Below are 15,623 nucleotides of genomic sequence, written 5' to 3'. Positions count from 1 at the left end.
ATCTTATGAGAACATTTAAACTAACGCTCTGCATTTTACTAATGTCAACTATAACTTGGGGGCAAAAAAGCAGTTTACCGGACGGATTTACCAAAACGGACCGTTCCAAGTTGAATATTAACCAAGGATGGAAATTCCATTTGGGCAACCCCGAAGCTGATTTCTATACATTGGCAACGGACGATTCCAAATGGGAAACGGTTAACGTACCTCACGGGTTGGAACTTACTACCATGGACCTCAACGGTGCACAAGATGATAAGTACCAAGATACATTCATGAGAAAAGTAGGTTGGTACCGAAAGGAAATAGAAGTATCCAAAAATACGAACACCAAAGTATTTCTGGAGTTTGAAGGCGTCCACCAAGTAACGGATGTTTGGGTAAACGGCAAACACATTGGTCAGCATGCCGTTGGAGGATACACACCTTTTCATTTTGATATTACCGATTTTGTAAATAGAGGAGAGAAAAATCTAGTTACCGTTTTGGCCGATAATAGAAAACGAGAAGACGTTCCTCCGGACCCAGGACCTATGGACTATATTAAGTTTGCCGGTCTATATCGTGATGTGTACTTAGTAGAAACCAATCCGTTGCACATTACATTTAATTGGGAGGCCGAAAACGCAGGTCAATACATTACTACACCAACCGTAGACCCGGTTAACCTTAATGCCACCATTAACATTAAAACCACGGTTCGCAATGAAAATGGGGAACCTAAAAAGACTACTGTTTTAAACCGCGTCATAGATGATAAAGGTTTGGTTGTCCTAAAGTTAAAGCAGACCAAAACGATTCCTAGCGGAGCGGACGTTCAGTTTAATCTTATAGGAAGTATAGAAGATAACCTAAAGCTTTGGTCTATTAACGAGCCCAATTTGTATCGTGTTCATACTTTAGTTTTTGAAGATGATAAAGCGGTAGATCAGGCAGAAGTTAAAACAGGTTTCCGTAAAATTGAAATGAACGATCATGACGGCATCGTGTTAAACGGAAAGCCTTTAAAGCTCATTGGCACCAATTTACACCAACACTATGGCTTTATAGGTGATGCCATGCCCAACTCATTGCACTATAAAGACATACTTCAATTAAAAAAATTGGGAATGAACGTGGTTCGTACCGCACATTATCCGCATGACAATTCTTTGCTCGAGGCCTGTGATGAATTAGGAATGTTGGTCTACGAAGAAGCCCCTACATGGATGTCTATAGGAAACCAAGCTTGGTTTGATAATTATGAAAAATCGGCTAGAGCCATGGTCAGAAATCATAGAAACCATACCTCTGTTTTTATTTGGGGAGCCGGTATCAATCACCGAGGTTATGTTCCAAGGGCCCATAACGTAATTAAACAAGAAGACCCTTTTAGATACACTGCTTCGCAAAGTAGTAGATGGACAGGTTGGCAAACTTCCGGTCTTACGGACATTTACGGGCAAATGGTATACGGCCCCTATTATTGGAGTGGTGATGAACCTATGCTGGCAATGGAAGGTCGCCGTGGTCCCGAGGCTGTTAATGAATATATGAACAACCCAATGAAATTGGGACTCATATCATGGACCGCCCACGCCTACTACACTTTTCACCCTACAAAAACCCCTAAAAATAGAAGTCGAGGTGGTTTTATGACCGCTTTTCGCTATCCGCGTCCAGAAGAAAATTTGGCTTGGTATCCTGCAGAACTAACCAATTATCCTTATCTACATATTAATACCGAATGGAAGGAAGGTACCAAAGAAGTAGTTGTATTCAGTAATTCGGAAAAAGTAGAATTAAAAGTAAATGGAAAAACCATTACAACGCAACACCCTTCTAAAGCGGATAAGTATAAATATTTAGAACATGCCCCTTTCGTATTTTCCATTTCCGAATTCCAAAAAGGAAAGCTTACGGCAAACGGCCTACTTGACGGCAAAGTGGTTGTTACTGAAACCAAACAGACCCCAGAAGCGGCCTATAGGCTTATTCTGGAACCGGATACGGAAGGCCGAAAATTTGTTGCAGATGGTTCCGATATTTTGGTAGCCTACGCCAAAGTTGTGGATAAAAACGGGACCCTACTTCCTGATGCCGCCCTGTCCGTTGAATTTTCGGTAAGGGGAGATGCCGAAATTATTGGAGACAAAGAAGGGATAGGCTCCAACCCTATGCCCACAGAATATGGGGTGTCACCTGTTCTGATTAGGGCTGGAAATACGCCTGGAAATATAGTCATAACAGCTAAGGCCAAAGGACTAAAAACAGCCTCTGCAACGGTTGGGACCGTAAGGGCCAACTTTGATGTGATAGCCGCAAATGCCAAACCCATATATGATTTTGAAACGCTCCGGGTTGATTTAGGCGAAGAGGAACAACTCGTACAGTTTGATTGGACGCCTTGGAACGGCAAGGATAATAAAGCTTCTACAAAAGAATTTAAAGAGTTTGGAGGTTTTTCCGCCACTGTTCAAAGTAGTGAAGACCCTAGCTCAACCCGTTGGTTGGGTGAAATAAATGTTATTGGTAAATACGGATTTGCACATGGCGAAGGTGTCCTAGGTATGTCAAAAGAAGGACTTACCCTAGAATTTTCCGGATTGAAAAAGGGAAAATATAAGTTGAATACAGTTCATCATGCTCCTAGGACCAATACGGATAGTATGGATCCCAATCAAGAAAAAATGTCAACTTATAAAATCTATAAGATTCCGTACGCCAAAGAGCTTAGCGTTACTATAAACGATACAAAGGGTTCCTCAACCCAAGGGAATATTATAGTTACCGAAGGTGAAAATATGCAGACTACACCATTTCATCCTACCGACATCCATTTTGAATCAGATGGTAAAAACAAGGTGCGTTTTGTTTTTAAAGGTCTGGACGGAAAAGCGGTTTGGCTCAATAGTTTTGTGTTGAGCGAATGGTACTAGATACAACCTTTTAGGTATTTTTTAAATCCCCTTGGTATACCCTCGGGGATTTTTTTTATACGTAAGCACAATCAGCCTCACTATCAAATACTCAAAATATCACATCAAAATATATTAACATCACTTATTACGGACTAAATAATTAGATTAAAAATAATTTTATATATTTACCGAAACCGTACTAGACCGTACTAGATTTAATAACACCACTATGAAAAATGTATTTTCCCTATTATTTGTAATCTTTAGCACGTTCTATGGCTTATCGCAAGACGTACTTGTAGAGGCAGAAAGTTTTGATAACCCTGGAGGTTGGGTAGTAGACCCACAATTTGTAGAGCAAATGGGCTCGCCTTACCTAAATGCGCATGGTATGGGCAAGCCCGTAGAAAATGCGTCAACAGAGGTAAACTTTAAAAAATCTGGAAGTTATCATGTCTGGGTACGTACCATGAATTGGGTTCCTGGTGAATGGGAAGCTCCGGGAAGATTCCAATTAAAAGTCGGCGAAACGGTATTAGATACCATTTTAGGAACCCGCTCTGGTTGGGGATGGCAATATGCCGGTGAGGCCAAAATCAACAAAAAGCAAGCTACGCATATTGAACTACAAGATCTTACAGGCTTTAATGGGCGTTGTGATGCCATTTATTTTTCAACCAAAAAAGATACGCCTCCTTCATCCACAAAAAAGTTGGCAGCTTGGCGTCAAGAAATTACGGCCCAGCCTAATGCTCCCAAAGAGTTAAAAACCTATGACTTGGTAGTTGTGGGTGGCGGACTAGCAGGTTGTGCAGCGGCCATCGCCGGAGCCGAACAAGGGCTAAAAGTTGCCTTAATCCATGACCGTCCCGTTTTAGGAGGGAATGCCAGTGAAGAAATTCGTGTTCACACCTTAGGTATCTATGGTAATTTTGAACGAATATTAAAGAAAATAGATACCAAGCACTACCCCAACGGTTCAGCCGAGTCCAAAATAGACCAGCAAAAAAGGGATGAAAATGTTAAGAGTTATGACAATATAGATTTATTCCTTAACTGGCGTGCTTATGATGCTATTTCTGAAGAAAATAGCGTAAAATATGTAGATGCAAGACAAACTTTTACGGGAGAAAGAAAACGGTTTACCGCTCCCTATTTTGTAGATTCTACAGGTGATGGTTGGATAGGCTTCTGGGCTGGTGCCGAGTTCTCGTACGGCCGTGAAAGCGTTGATACCTATGGAGAATACTGGGAAGAGCATGGAGAACTATGGAGCCCAAAAGAAGCGGATAATGCCGTTATGGGTTCTTCCGTACTTTGGGGATCTAAAGACACGGACAGTCCTCAGAGTTTTCCAGAAGTACCTTGGGCCATGCCGGTATCTAAAGATTATGCTGAAGTTAATGGCGAATGGCAGTGGGAGTTTAGTAGAAACGATTTGAGTCAGATTGATGATGCCGAAGAAATACGGGATCATATGTTGCGAGCCATTTATGGTTCATTTTCCAATGCCAAAAAAGACGACGTAAACAAGAATAGAAAATTGGAGTGGGTTTCGTATTTGGTAGGAAAACGAGAATCCAGAAGATTAGTAGGCGACCACATTTTTACTTTTAACGATGCCAAAGAAGGAAGAAAATTCCCAGATGGCGTAGTTATAGAAAAAAGAGCCGTAGATGTGCATTACCAAACCGTTCTTGAGGATGAGAGCAATCCTGATTTTATTTCGGAAGCTTTATTCTACAGAGGTCCCCAGTACTATATTCCCTATAGAAGTCTATACTCCAAAAACATTAAGAACCTGTTTATGGCCGGGCGTAATTTCAGTTGCTCACACGCTGGGCTTGGAGGTCCAAGGGTTATGCTCACTACCGGACAAATGGGTGCTGCCGTAGGTTATGCTGCCTCGCTTTGTAAAAAATACGAAGTTATGCCCCGTGAAATTTATACCGGATATCTAGAAGAGTATTTAAATTTGATAGAAGATCAGAAATATGAAAAAATTCCTACTTCTAAAAAATGAGACCCATTGCATTAGTCCTCCTGTTACTTTTTACCCACTTATGTAAAGCACAATTTGGGTCGGCTATTGCATTGCCCAATACCTCTGATAAAACCGTTTTAAAAGCTAGTCCAGAATTTTTTGTCTTGGATTGGAAACCCAATACGGCTCTTTACATTTTGGAAACTCCATTGGAAATTGTTACCGATTCCGTGGGAGCCCAAAAAGTAAACCTATTTAGGGATAATGCGGGAGCACCTGTCCTGTACGCCTCCAATATTATTACACCGGTTTGTGCAGATGGAGATTGCAAGTTCATGCACATTACCTTGTATTGGACACTTTTAGGTGATTATGCCGGTTTTGACCGTTCTCCCCAAGAACCCTTAACCAAACATGATCATGATGAGTTCCTCTTCTCCGATTATTGGAAACTTCACGATTTGTTGAAAGACCACAATTCTATCTTAAAAAGAAGAGCTATAGATGAGTTGGTTACCAAACCTAAACCTTCAAAAATAGAGGGTGTAGATGCCCTGTCCGGTGCTACTGTAAAAGAGGTAAAAGAATCCGTTGTTTCGGGAGCCCTCTATTCCTGCTACGTAGCCTGGCACTTGGTTCATGGTAAAATTAAGGAGCAAATTAAGGCCCATACCGTTCAACAACAAAATGAAAGTATGTTGGTTCGTATGCTGAATAGTGACCATACCAATTATCAAATGTATGCCCTGGAAAATTTAAATCAAGAACAATATAAAGCTCAATTTTCAAGAATATCGGAACTCTTTAAATCCGGTATTCCATTGGTTCGATCATACATTATTAAAAATTTATCGGATTCCTTTTCACAGTCGCCCTCTACCATGCAACCTTTTTGGGATGCACTCCCTCATATTGACATCAACACCCGAAGCCTTTTGCTACAACATATAGATTTTGCTTCGGATACGACCATAAAGGATATTTCCACACAATTAGGGGTGCTAACTAAGAATCAACTACTTAAATATTTGGGGAATCTTGAAAGTAAAAAGAAAATTTCACCGGATATTCTAAAAAATCTAGAACGGTTTGCAGCATCTACCAAAGAGAAGAATGCATATCTTGTTGCTCAGTTTTTGGAAGACAATAGCTAATCGCACCAAATAAAATCTACATTTTATGATTTCGTTTATTATTTCTGTTCTTGTGTTGGTACTAGGGTATTATACCTACGGAAAACTAGTAGAGAAAATTTTTGGTGCAGACACAAAGAGAGAAACACCTGCAGTTAGGCTCCGGGACGATATTGATTTCATGCCCCTACCCGCTTGGCGTATATTCCTCATTCAATTTTTAAATATAGCAGGCTTAGGCCCAATTTTTGGGGCAATTGCCGGTGCCATGTTCGGTCCTGCCGCATTTTTATGGATTGTATTGGGCAGTATTTTTGCCGGTGCCGTTCACGATTATTTTTCAGGTATGTTATCCGTACGCCATAACGGACTGAGCATTAGCGAAATTGTTGGTATCTATCTAGGACCAAAAATGAAACACCTGATGCGTTTTTTCACTGTTATTCTACTCATTTTTGTGGGTACGGTATTCCTCATGGGGCCGGCCAAGATTATTGATGGTATGACAGGCAATATGTGGAACTTATGGATTTGGGTCGGTATAATCCTCGCCTATTATATTCTATCCACGCTTTTGCCCATAGATAAAATGATCGGTAAAATCTACCCTGTTTTTGGAATAGCTATGCTTCTTATGGCCCTTGGGCTGGTAATTGCATTGTTCTTTGGTGATTATGCCATTCCAGAACTGGTACCGGCCAATCTAACCAATATGACTTCCGACCCCGAAGCCACGCCCCTGTTCCCTATTCTCTTTGTGACCATTGCCTGCGGCGCTATATCCGGATTTCATGCTACCCAATCACCTTTAATGGCACGTTGTATGCAAAACGAAAAATTGGGAAGAAGTATATTCTTTGGCACAATGATTACCGAAGGCGTAGTTGCCCTTATATGGGCCGCTGCCGCTATGACCTTTTTTGGTGATGTTGGCGGACTTAACGATGCCATGTTAGCCAATGGGAACAATGCGGCATGGGCGGCCAATGAAATATCAATGAACATGTTGGGCAAAGTAGGTGGCGTATTGGCACTACTGGGTATTGTTGCAGCTCCAATTACTTCGGGCGATACCGCTTTCCGTTCGGCGCGACTCATTCTGTCCGATATTTTCAAAACGGACCAAAAGAAAATTAAAAACCGACTCTACATCAGTATTCCGCTGTTTATAGTAGCTTTTGCGCTTACCCAGATGGATTTTGGTATTATATGGCGCTATTTTGCCTGGAGCAACCAAACACTAGCAACCGTGGTATTATGGACGATAACCGCATATCTAATTTACGAGAACAAACTGTATTGGATAACCCTGATTCCAGCTGTGTTTATGACCATGGTCTGTTCCACTTACATTCTTATAGCACCAGAAGGTTTTCAATTGGAGAATAACATCGCCTATATGGGAGGTGCTGTTCTCACTATTCTTATTTCTTTACTTTTCTGGTATTATGCCGTACAGCGAAAGAAAGTTTTTGCCCAGCTCATGTAACTGATTTAAAGTGAACCCCTTAAGATAAGTTGGGTTTCATTACTCTTATGTTCGCGTCTGCCTTCCAAAATCATTTTAGCGGCTTCCTCGCCCATTTTCTTAAAATCTGTACTTATTACAGATATGCCACCGGCCAGTATTTCTTTGGTACTGGTATCGTTATAACTAATAAGTCCTATCTCCCTACCCAGTTCCCAATTAGATTTTCGGGCCAATTTTATAATCTCTACCATATCCCTATCGTAAGCATCAATGGTGATGTAAAGGGTGCCTTTTTGAAAATAATCGCCAGAAAAATTAAAGTACACATCGCTTTTAAACTTGTTTTTGCTGCAAAACCGCTCAAAACCATTTTGTACAAAATCGCCATGAGGGGCATTTTTACGATTAAAAAGCACCAACCTCTCGTACTTCTTCACCAAATGGATATGCTCCGTTAACAGATTAAAAATATCATTTTCAAAATCCTGAAAAACCATACCATACCCGTCGTTTACATTGGGTTCATATTTATCAAGGACAATCAGCTTTTCCGGTGGAACTTTATTCAATACCTTTTGTACGGATTTTGCATCATCTATATAGGTGGTAACCACAAAGTGGGTGTAATTCTTAAGGTTATCTAATATTAACGAAGCAAAAAGTTCAATATTCTGGTGATGAAAATACAAGCGCACTTTTACGTTTTCCCCTAAATTTGCAATAAGTGAGTTGTACAGATCCTCTTTAAACGGTGTGAACTTATCCAGTAAAAAGAATACTTTAAATTCTGTCTCTACGGAAAGGTCGTTTACAAAATAGCCTATTTTGTCTACGGCACGAACAATGCCTTTCTCACTAAGGTAATTTAAAGCCTTAAAAACCGTTTCACGGCTAAAGTTAAAATGGGCCGAAAGCTTGTTTACTGAGGGTAGCCTTTCATCAAGAACTAGTTGTTTTTGTTCAATTTGCGAAATAATACTATCTGCTAGCAGAAGATATTTAGGCTTTTTTGAATTCTTTTCTATACTAAGCTTTACCATCCGTTCTTTCTTGTCAATTTGGGAAAACGCAAAAATACTAAAACCAAAATTATCTATTCTGCTGCTTCATTTTTAATAATCCGCCCCACTTTTCAAAATTAAAATCGATTTTACAGATTCTAAATTAGACAAAATCAGCCTAACAGTCTTTTACCATCCTCTTTTTTAGAAGGAAAAATCTTATGAAATACCAAGATATTTAAGAGAATATCATTTGTTACCCCTTCAAATTCAACATTTAGCAAAAAAGATTTGGCAAATATATAATAATGTTATTTATTTGTTAAACAGACTAGACCAGACTAGACTTAAAACTAGTAGGGTTTAAACTAAATAACTCACTATTCACCTCTCAACAAAAACCGAAGCTTATGAAAAAAGCAGTCTTATTCTTTCTCCTATCGATTTTCGCACTTTGCGAAATATCGGCACAAATTACGGTATCAGGTACCGTAAGTGATGAACAGGGTGTCCCCATACCCGCCGCCAATATTGTTGAAAAAGGAACAACTAATGGTGTTGTAGCAGATTTTGATGGTAATTTTACCATTGAAATTTCAGAAAATGCCTCCCTTATTTTCAGTTCTATTGGTTATGGCACCGTGGAAAAAGCGGTTAACGGTCAAACTACCTTAAACGTAACTATGGCCGAAGAAGCTTCACAACTAGATGAAGTTGTAGTAGTTGGTTACGGAACCCAAAAAGCGGTTAATCTAACCGGTTCCGTAGAAACGGTAAAAGCGGAAGAAATAGCAAAGCAACCTGTTGCCCAAGCCTCTCAGGCCTTGGCAGGTCTTGTTCCCGGTCTTACCGCTACCCAGTCTAGTGGCCAGCCCGGCGCGGATGGTGCCGCAATTAGAATTCGTGGTGTTGGTACCTTAGGAAACGGGGCTAAAAACAATCCTTTGATATTGGTAGATGGTATCCCGGATGACATTAACGGTCTGGACCCTAGCGACATTGAATCCATCTCCGTACTTAAAGATGCTTCGGCTTCGGCAATTTACGGATCTCGTGCTGCCAATGGTGTTATTCTAATTACTACCAAAAGAGGTAAAGAAGGTAAAATTTCAACTACCTATAATACATATGTAGGTATCCAAAGCGTAGCGCAAAACTTAAAGTTCATGGATGCGTTAGGCTATATGGAAGCCTTTAATAGTGCAGAGCCAGGAGCATTTTCAGAAGAAACCTTAAACCAATACCGTTCAGGTAACGGTGTAGGTACGGAAGCCTTACCGGATACGGATTGGGTTGATCTTCTTTTTAACTCTGCCGCTCTACAACATTACCACAGTCTTTCTGTTCGTGGTGGTTCAGAAAAATTAAAAGTATCAAGTTCCATATCCTATACCGATCAAGAGGGAAATGTGCCCAACTTTAATTTTAAAAGATACAATGGTAGGTTCAATTTAGATTACGCTATAAACAAAAAGCTAGACCTTGCTTTTGACCTTAACTTCAGAAGAGAGATAAAAAGTCAGCCAGCAAGACTAAATAACCTTACCCGTTCGGCTTATCGTTTGCAACCTCTATTTATCGCGTTTAACGATGACGGAACCTATGGTTCTGGTTTTGGAGGAAGTAACCCAATTGCTCTAGCAAATTCTAGCGCTCAGGACGAAACTATATCAAATTACTTTAGGGCGTTGGCAAAGGTAACGTACCGTCCTTTCAATAATTTCTCCGTTTCGGCTACCTATGCCCCTCAATTTTTTGACAGGGACAGAGATGATTTTAGAGCAGGATATACCTATTACGAAGGTTCTGGCGGACCTGCCATTACAACAGTTGGCGGTGGCGTTGGCGAGAGCTCTTTGTTCAAAGAGACTTTTACCACTTTTCAAGATAACTTCAATGCCGTGGCCAATTGGGGCAAGGAATTTGGAGATCACAACATATCCGTCTTAGGTGGTTACGAATTTTTGAAATTCAATTCAGAAATATGGACGGCAAGTAGAAGAGGATTTGTTTTAGATGAATTCCGCGGATTGGATAACGGTCTACCGGATACACAATTAAACAGTGGTAGTTCTACACTTAATGGTCTAGAATCTGTTTTTGGTAGAGTTAACTACTCTTATAAAAACAAATATCTTCTTGAGGCCAATGTAAGAAGGGATGCTTCCTCTCGATTTGCAGAAGGTTTCCGTTCAGCAACATTTCCTTCGTTTTCCGTGGGATGGGTAGTTTCCGAAGAGAAATTTTTACAGGACAGCGAAACTCTTAATTTTCTAAAATTCAGGGCTTCATGGGGGCAATTAGGCAACCAGTTCATCTATTCCAATAATCAAACGGACAATAATGGGGATGTAATTCAAGGTTCCGACGGTTCTGCCGTGGCACAAGAAGTCAATTTCCCATATACCTCATTGTTCGGGTTGGGTAATGCCAATGCTGTTTTAGGTGGTACACCTGTTGTAGGTGGCGCCCAGACCGTATTGGCCAACTCACAATTGCGTTGGGAAACAGGAGAAACCCAAAACGTAGGTTTTGACGCCAAACTTTTTAACAGTAAACTTTCAGTAACCGGTGAGTATTATGTACGTAAAACCAAGGATATTTTGTTAGGGGTTACCATTCCTACTTCCGTTGGTCTTGACGCTCCGGTTCAAAATGCCGGTGAAGTATGGAACACAGGTTATGACATTTCCATTGGATGGAACGATATGATAGGGGAAGATTTTAGATATGGCATCAACCTTAACTATTCCGGTTTTGATAATGAAATCAAAGATTTGGGAGGATTGGACCAATTACCTCCTGGAAATACAATAAATAGAGTTGGCGAGGAAATAGGTGCTATATACGGACTTAAAGTAGACGGACTTTATCAAGAAAGTGATTTTGATACAGATGGAAACTTAAACGGTAACCTACCTGTTCCAGGTTTTGGGGCCATTCAGGCAGGAGATATCAAATATGCCGATATTTCAGGACCGGACGGTGTTCCCGATGGAGCGATTACGAATGATGATCGTACCATTATAGGTAGTAACATTACCACTAAAAACTGGGGCCTTGAACTTTTCTCTGCGTACAAAGGTCTAGACCTTTCCGTTTCCCTATTAGGGGCAGGAGGGCGTGATGTAGTATTGCAAGGTGATGCCGGTTGGGCTTTCTACAATGCCGGTAAAATCCAAGAATGGCAAGGCGATTACTGGACTCCGAACAATACAGGTGCAGAATACCCAAGGTTAACACCTGGAAGTTCACACCCTAACTGGCGTGTAAACGAAACCTGGATGCACGATGCTTCTTATGTACGATTAAGAAACGTAACTCTGGGCTACAAACTTCCTAGAGATTTCGTTGATAAGTTCAGCATTACAAATGCTAGAATATATGTCTCCGGGCAAAACTTGGCCACTTGGGACAACATGCCAGAAGGAATAGATCCTTTAACACCCCAATTTTCTTCAGGAGATTTTTATCCCGTAACCAAGGTTTTTACCATGGGGCTAAACGTAACATTCTAACAGCATAACTACAATACAATGAAAAATATAAAATATATCATCTTAAGCGTGGGCCTTCTGATTTTAGGGTCCTGTGAAGACAATGTTCTTAATCTGGAAGACCCCGGAAGCCCTACCGATGCAACCTTCTTTAGAACGGAAGCGCAACTTGAGGTTGCCCTTACCGGAGTTTACGAGCAATTAAATTATGTAAATGCGGTTCCTTTTCCGCAATTATTGGATCATACCACAGATTACGCTTTCAATAGAGGTAATGTGGGCGGAACCATTGCGGCAACTACAGGAGGGCTCACATCTACTGAAGGCCTTGTAAATGGTTTTTGGAATAATTTCTATACGGGAGTGCAACGCGCCAACAACCTATTGACCAATATGGACAAAGCAGTAGATGCATCGGATCCTAACCGTTTTGAGCAAATTAAGGCGGAAGCCCTTTTTCTACGTTCGCTTTTCTATAGTTACCTAACGGAACTTTACGGAGACGTTCCTTTTAGAACTGAAGTAACTTCTTTGGAAGAACTAGAAATAGTAGCCAGAACTCCAAAAGCTGAAATTGTAGCAAGTATTATATCTGATTTGCAGGAAGCTGCTGCCATACTCCCTCCTACGCAACCGGCTACGGAGAGAGGTCGTGCATCGGCAAACGCGGCAAACGCACTTATTTCACGTATCGCACTCTATAATGAGGATTATGAATTAGCGGAAAGTGCCGCTCTTAAAGTCATGAATTCGCCTGAAACGCCTTCATTGTACCCAGATTACGAGGCATTATTTACAGATGCCGGTGTAGGTTCGTCCGAAGTTTTATTCGACCTTTCTTATATAAACGGAACAAAAACCCACGGCCTATCACAAAGACAAGGCAGTAGATTTGGCGGATGGTGCCAACTAGTACCTGCTCAACAAACGGTAGACAGTTATGAGACCATAAACGGACTACCTATTGATGAGGACCCGGAATACGACCCTGCCAATCCGTTTGAAAATCGAGATCCAAGATTGGAAGCAACTATCGCCCTACCCAACAGAGTTTGGACAGGCCATATTATTCAACAACATAGTGATAGTATTGCCACATGGCGAATAGAGGACGGTGTTAAAGTAGAGCGTGTATTCAACCCAAATTCTGCCAACCCAGCAGGGCGAGCCATAGTAGACCCCTATGACGGTACGGAATACGTTACCGGAGGTGCTAACCGTTTTACCGCTTTCAGTGGTTATTTCTGGAAAAAATTCTCGGATGCCCCAAGACTATTGGGTTCTTTGTCCGGTGGACCAAGTCCGTTACAATCCGAGCAGACCATTTATTTATTGAGATATGCCGAAGTTCTTCTTAATTATGCCGAAGCAAAAATTGAAGGTGGCTCCATAGACGGTAGTGTTCTGAACGCTATTAATGCAGTACGCGAAAGAGCGTATACCAATAGTGAGGTGCCTTTTCCGGCTGTATCCACTACCGATCAGGCAGAGCTTAGAAAAATTGTTAGAAGGGAACGTAAAGTTGAGTTTGCCGATGAGGGCTTAAGATTGTTTGATATTAAACGATGGAGAATTGCCGAAAAAGTATTGAACACAACACTTTTGGGCGGTCCCGCAAACGGATTTAGCAAAATAGGAGATTTAGGTTTCGTACCAAATATTGATGATGACGGTCATATAGATTACACCGGTGCGCCCACCCAACCTAGGGTTGAACTAGGAAACTTGGACTATAGGGAACTGGAAAAGAGGGTATTTGATGCTGGAAAACATTACTTATGGCCTATACCACAAGCCGAAATTGATGCTACCGAAAATATTGTAACACAAAACCCCGGTTATTAGAAGAGAATTTTGAGTTTGTTTTTGTTAGTTTTTTAAAAATAGGGGGTACAAGTTTATCCCCTATTTATTCAATACAAAAACAAGAATAATAGTATATTCATAAAAACAAGAATGGGCAAAATAGATATCACGGTAATATTACTTTTTACACTGCTTGTATTTGTATGCGGATTAAGTTTTTCTAAATCCGGTAAAAACATGAAATCTTTTTTTGCGGCAGGGGGAGCACTACCCTGGTGGATGAGCGGCCTTTCGCTCTTTATGAGTTTCTTTTCGGCAGGTACTTTTGTCGTATGGGGCTCCATAGCCTATTCCAGTGGTTGGGTAGCCATTACCATACAGACCACTATGTGCATTGCCGGCGTGCTTATCGGCTTTTTCATTGCCCCTAAATGGCAAAAAACAAAAGCACTTACCGCGGCCGAATTCATTACGGACCGTTTAGGTTACAATACACAAAAAATTTACACCTATCTGTTTTTATTGATATCCATCTTTACCACCGGTGCTTTCCTGTATCCGGTAGCTAAGATTGTGGAGGTATCTACAGGTTTCCCCATCCACACCAGCATTATTGCGCTTGGTATCCTAATCTTGATTTACACAGCTGTTGGTGGTCTGTGGGCGGTAATCGTTACGGACGTTCTACAGTTTGTGGTGCTTACTGCAGCTGTTTTAATCGTGGTTCCGCTTTCGCTGGACAAAATTGGAGGTATAGACAACTTTGTTTCAAAAGCACCCGAGAATTTTTTCAATTTGGTTAACGAGGAATATACTTGGGGCTTTATGATTGCCTTTGGCTTATACAACCTTTTCTTTATTGCTGGTAACTGGGCCTATGTTCAACGCTATACAAGTGTTGCCACTCCTAAGGATGCTAAAAAAGTGGGATGGCTTTTTGGTGGTCTCTACTTGGTCAGTCCCTTAATTTGGATGTTACCTCCAATGGCCTATAGAATCCTTAATCCGGAACTAGGTGGCTTGGCAGATGAAGGAGCTTATTTATTAATGTGCAAGGAAGTACTGCCTGTTGGAATGCTAGGTTTAATGTTAGGCGGAATGATTTTTGCCACCTCAAGCTCTGTAAACACAACCTTAAATATCTCGGCAGGTGTTTTGGCCAATGATGTTTACAAACATTTTAGACCCAACGCGGACGGAGATAAATTGGTAAAAGTAGGTAGGACCGCTACCATATTGTTAGGTATACTTACTATTATCATTGCTCTTCTCGTTCCATATATGGGAGGTATTGTTGAAGTAGTCATGAGCTTGGCAGCCATTACGGGAGGAGCCATGTTCTTACCTCCTATGTGGGCCTTGTTCAGTAAATACCAGACTGGAAAAAGCGCTTTAATTGTTACGGTCATTACCTTGGCCATCAATGCCTTTTTTAAATTTTTAGCCCCTACCCTTCTTAACTTTTCGTTTAACAGGGCCCAAGAAATGGGGTTTGGCATGGGTATTCCCGTAATACTCTTAGCAGCATTTGAAATATATGCACGTACCCAGAAAAAAGAGACCGAACAATATGATAACTATCAACTTATAGTAGCTGAAAAAAATTCCGAGACGGAAGAAGAAGCATCTGCCGGAAACAAAAAAGGAACGCGCGTCATCGGCATTGGTGTGGCGCTAACAGGTCTAATGATTTTAATCTTATCGTTCATTGCTAAAACTGGTGCACTCTTGGTAGGGGGCATGGGAACCTTAGTCTTATTACTAGGTAGTTATATCATCTTTAAGACCACTACAGCACGTTCCAAATAAAAAATACCCAATCTAAACA

General features: G+C 41.0%; 8 protein-coding genes. 7 read left to right on the top strand and 1 reads right to left on the bottom strand.

The window, feature by feature from the left end:
- The first annotated feature begins 5 nt into the window (after positions 1-5).
- The 4 genes from H9565_RS11370 to H9565_RS11355 all read left to right on the top strand — a co-directional run bounded on the left by H9565_RS11370 (position 6) and on the right by H9565_RS11355 (position 7,509).
- Entirely contained in the window at positions 6-2,921 is a 2,916-nt protein-coding gene (locus tag H9565_RS11370) for a glycoside hydrolase family 2 protein (RefSeq protein WP_215439716.1), read from the top strand.
- Between the two features lie 211 nt (positions 2,922-3,132).
- The gene (locus tag H9565_RS11365; protein ID WP_215439715.1) at positions 3,133-4,926 is read left to right on the top strand and encodes an FAD-dependent oxidoreductase; all 1,794 of its coding nucleotides are present in this window, start codon (positions 3,133-3,135) and stop codon (positions 4,924-4,926) included.
- On the top strand, positions 4,923-6,041 hold the full coding sequence (locus H9565_RS11360) for a hypothetical protein (RefSeq protein ID WP_215439714.1): 1,119 nt from the start codon (positions 4,923-4,925) through the stop codon (positions 6,039-6,041). Before H9565_RS11365 ends, H9565_RS11360 begins: the two co-directional genes overlap by 4 nt.
- A 25-nt stretch (positions 6,042-6,066) precedes the next feature.
- On the top strand, positions 6,067-7,509 hold the full coding sequence (locus H9565_RS11355; protein ID WP_215439713.1) for a carbon starvation CstA family protein: 1,443 nt from the start codon (positions 6,067-6,069) through the stop codon (positions 7,507-7,509).
- A gap of 5 nt (positions 7,510-7,514) precedes the next feature.
- On the opposite strand, the gene H9565_RS11350 is transcribed toward H9565_RS11355, so the two are convergent.
- Positions 7,515-8,531, bottom strand: coding sequence for a GntR family transcriptional regulator (locus H9565_RS11350; RefSeq protein ID WP_215439712.1), 1,017 nt, complete (start codon positions 8,529-8,531; stop codon positions 7,515-7,517).
- Between the two features lie 371 nt (positions 8,532-8,902).
- On the opposite strand from H9565_RS11350, the gene H9565_RS11345 reads away from it, so the two are divergent.
- From H9565_RS11345 to H9565_RS11335, 3 genes are all read left to right on the top strand, one after another.
- Positions 8,903-12,010 (top strand): SusC/RagA family TonB-linked outer membrane protein, encoded by a 3,108-nt coding sequence (locus tag H9565_RS11345; RefSeq protein ID WP_215439711.1) that lies wholly within the window; start codon positions 8,903-8,905, stop codon positions 12,008-12,010.
- Positions 12,011-12,028: 18 nt separating this feature from the next.
- Complete coding sequence (locus tag H9565_RS11340; protein ID WP_215439710.1) at positions 12,029-13,834, top strand: RagB/SusD family nutrient uptake outer membrane protein; 1,806 nt, start codon at positions 12,029-12,031, stop codon at positions 13,832-13,834.
- Between the two features lie 198 nt (positions 13,835-14,032).
- A complete protein-coding gene (locus H9565_RS11335; protein WP_246560543.1) occupies positions 14,033-15,604 on the top strand; it encodes a sodium:solute symporter family protein in 1,572 nt (523 codons plus the stop codon).
- The last annotated feature ends 19 nt before the right edge of the window (positions 15,605-15,623 follow it).

Source organism: Zobellia russellii (assembly GCF_018728565.1).
Classification (GTDB): Bacteria; Bacteroidota; Bacteroidia; order Flavobacteriales; family Flavobacteriaceae; genus Zobellia; species Zobellia russellii.
This window is presented reverse-complemented; position numbering and strand designations above follow the sequence as displayed.

What these genes read in the sequence shown, in the direction of transcription:
- H9565_RS11370 (WP_215439716.1), top strand. Translation starts at nt 6, where the DNA reads ATGAGAACATTTAAACTAACGCTCTGCATTTTACTAATGTCAACTATA.
- H9565_RS11365 (WP_215439715.1), top strand. Translation starts at nt 3,133, where the DNA reads ATGAAAAATGTATTTTCCCTATTATTTGTAATCTTTAGCACGTTCTAT.
- H9565_RS11360 (WP_215439714.1), top strand. Translation starts at nt 4,923, where the DNA reads ATGAGACCCATTGCATTAGTCCTCCTGTTACTTTTTACCCACTTATGT.
- H9565_RS11355 (WP_215439713.1), top strand. Translation starts at nt 6,067, where the DNA reads ATGATTTCGTTTATTATTTCTGTTCTTGTGTTGGTACTAGGGTATTAT.
- H9565_RS11350 (WP_215439712.1), bottom strand. Translation starts at nt 8,531, where the DNA reads ATGGTAAAGCTTAGTATAGAAAAGAATTCAAAAAAGCCTAAATATCTT.
- H9565_RS11345 (WP_215439711.1), top strand. Translation starts at nt 8,903, where the DNA reads ATGAAAAAAGCAGTCTTATTCTTTCTCCTATCGATTTTCGCACTTTGC.
- H9565_RS11340 (WP_215439710.1), top strand. Translation starts at nt 12,029, where the DNA reads ATGAAAAATATAAAATATATCATCTTAAGCGTGGGCCTTCTGATTTTA.
- H9565_RS11335 (WP_246560543.1), top strand. Translation starts at nt 14,033, where the DNA reads ATGAAATCTTTTTTTGCGGCAGGGGGAGCACTACCCTGGTGGATGAGC.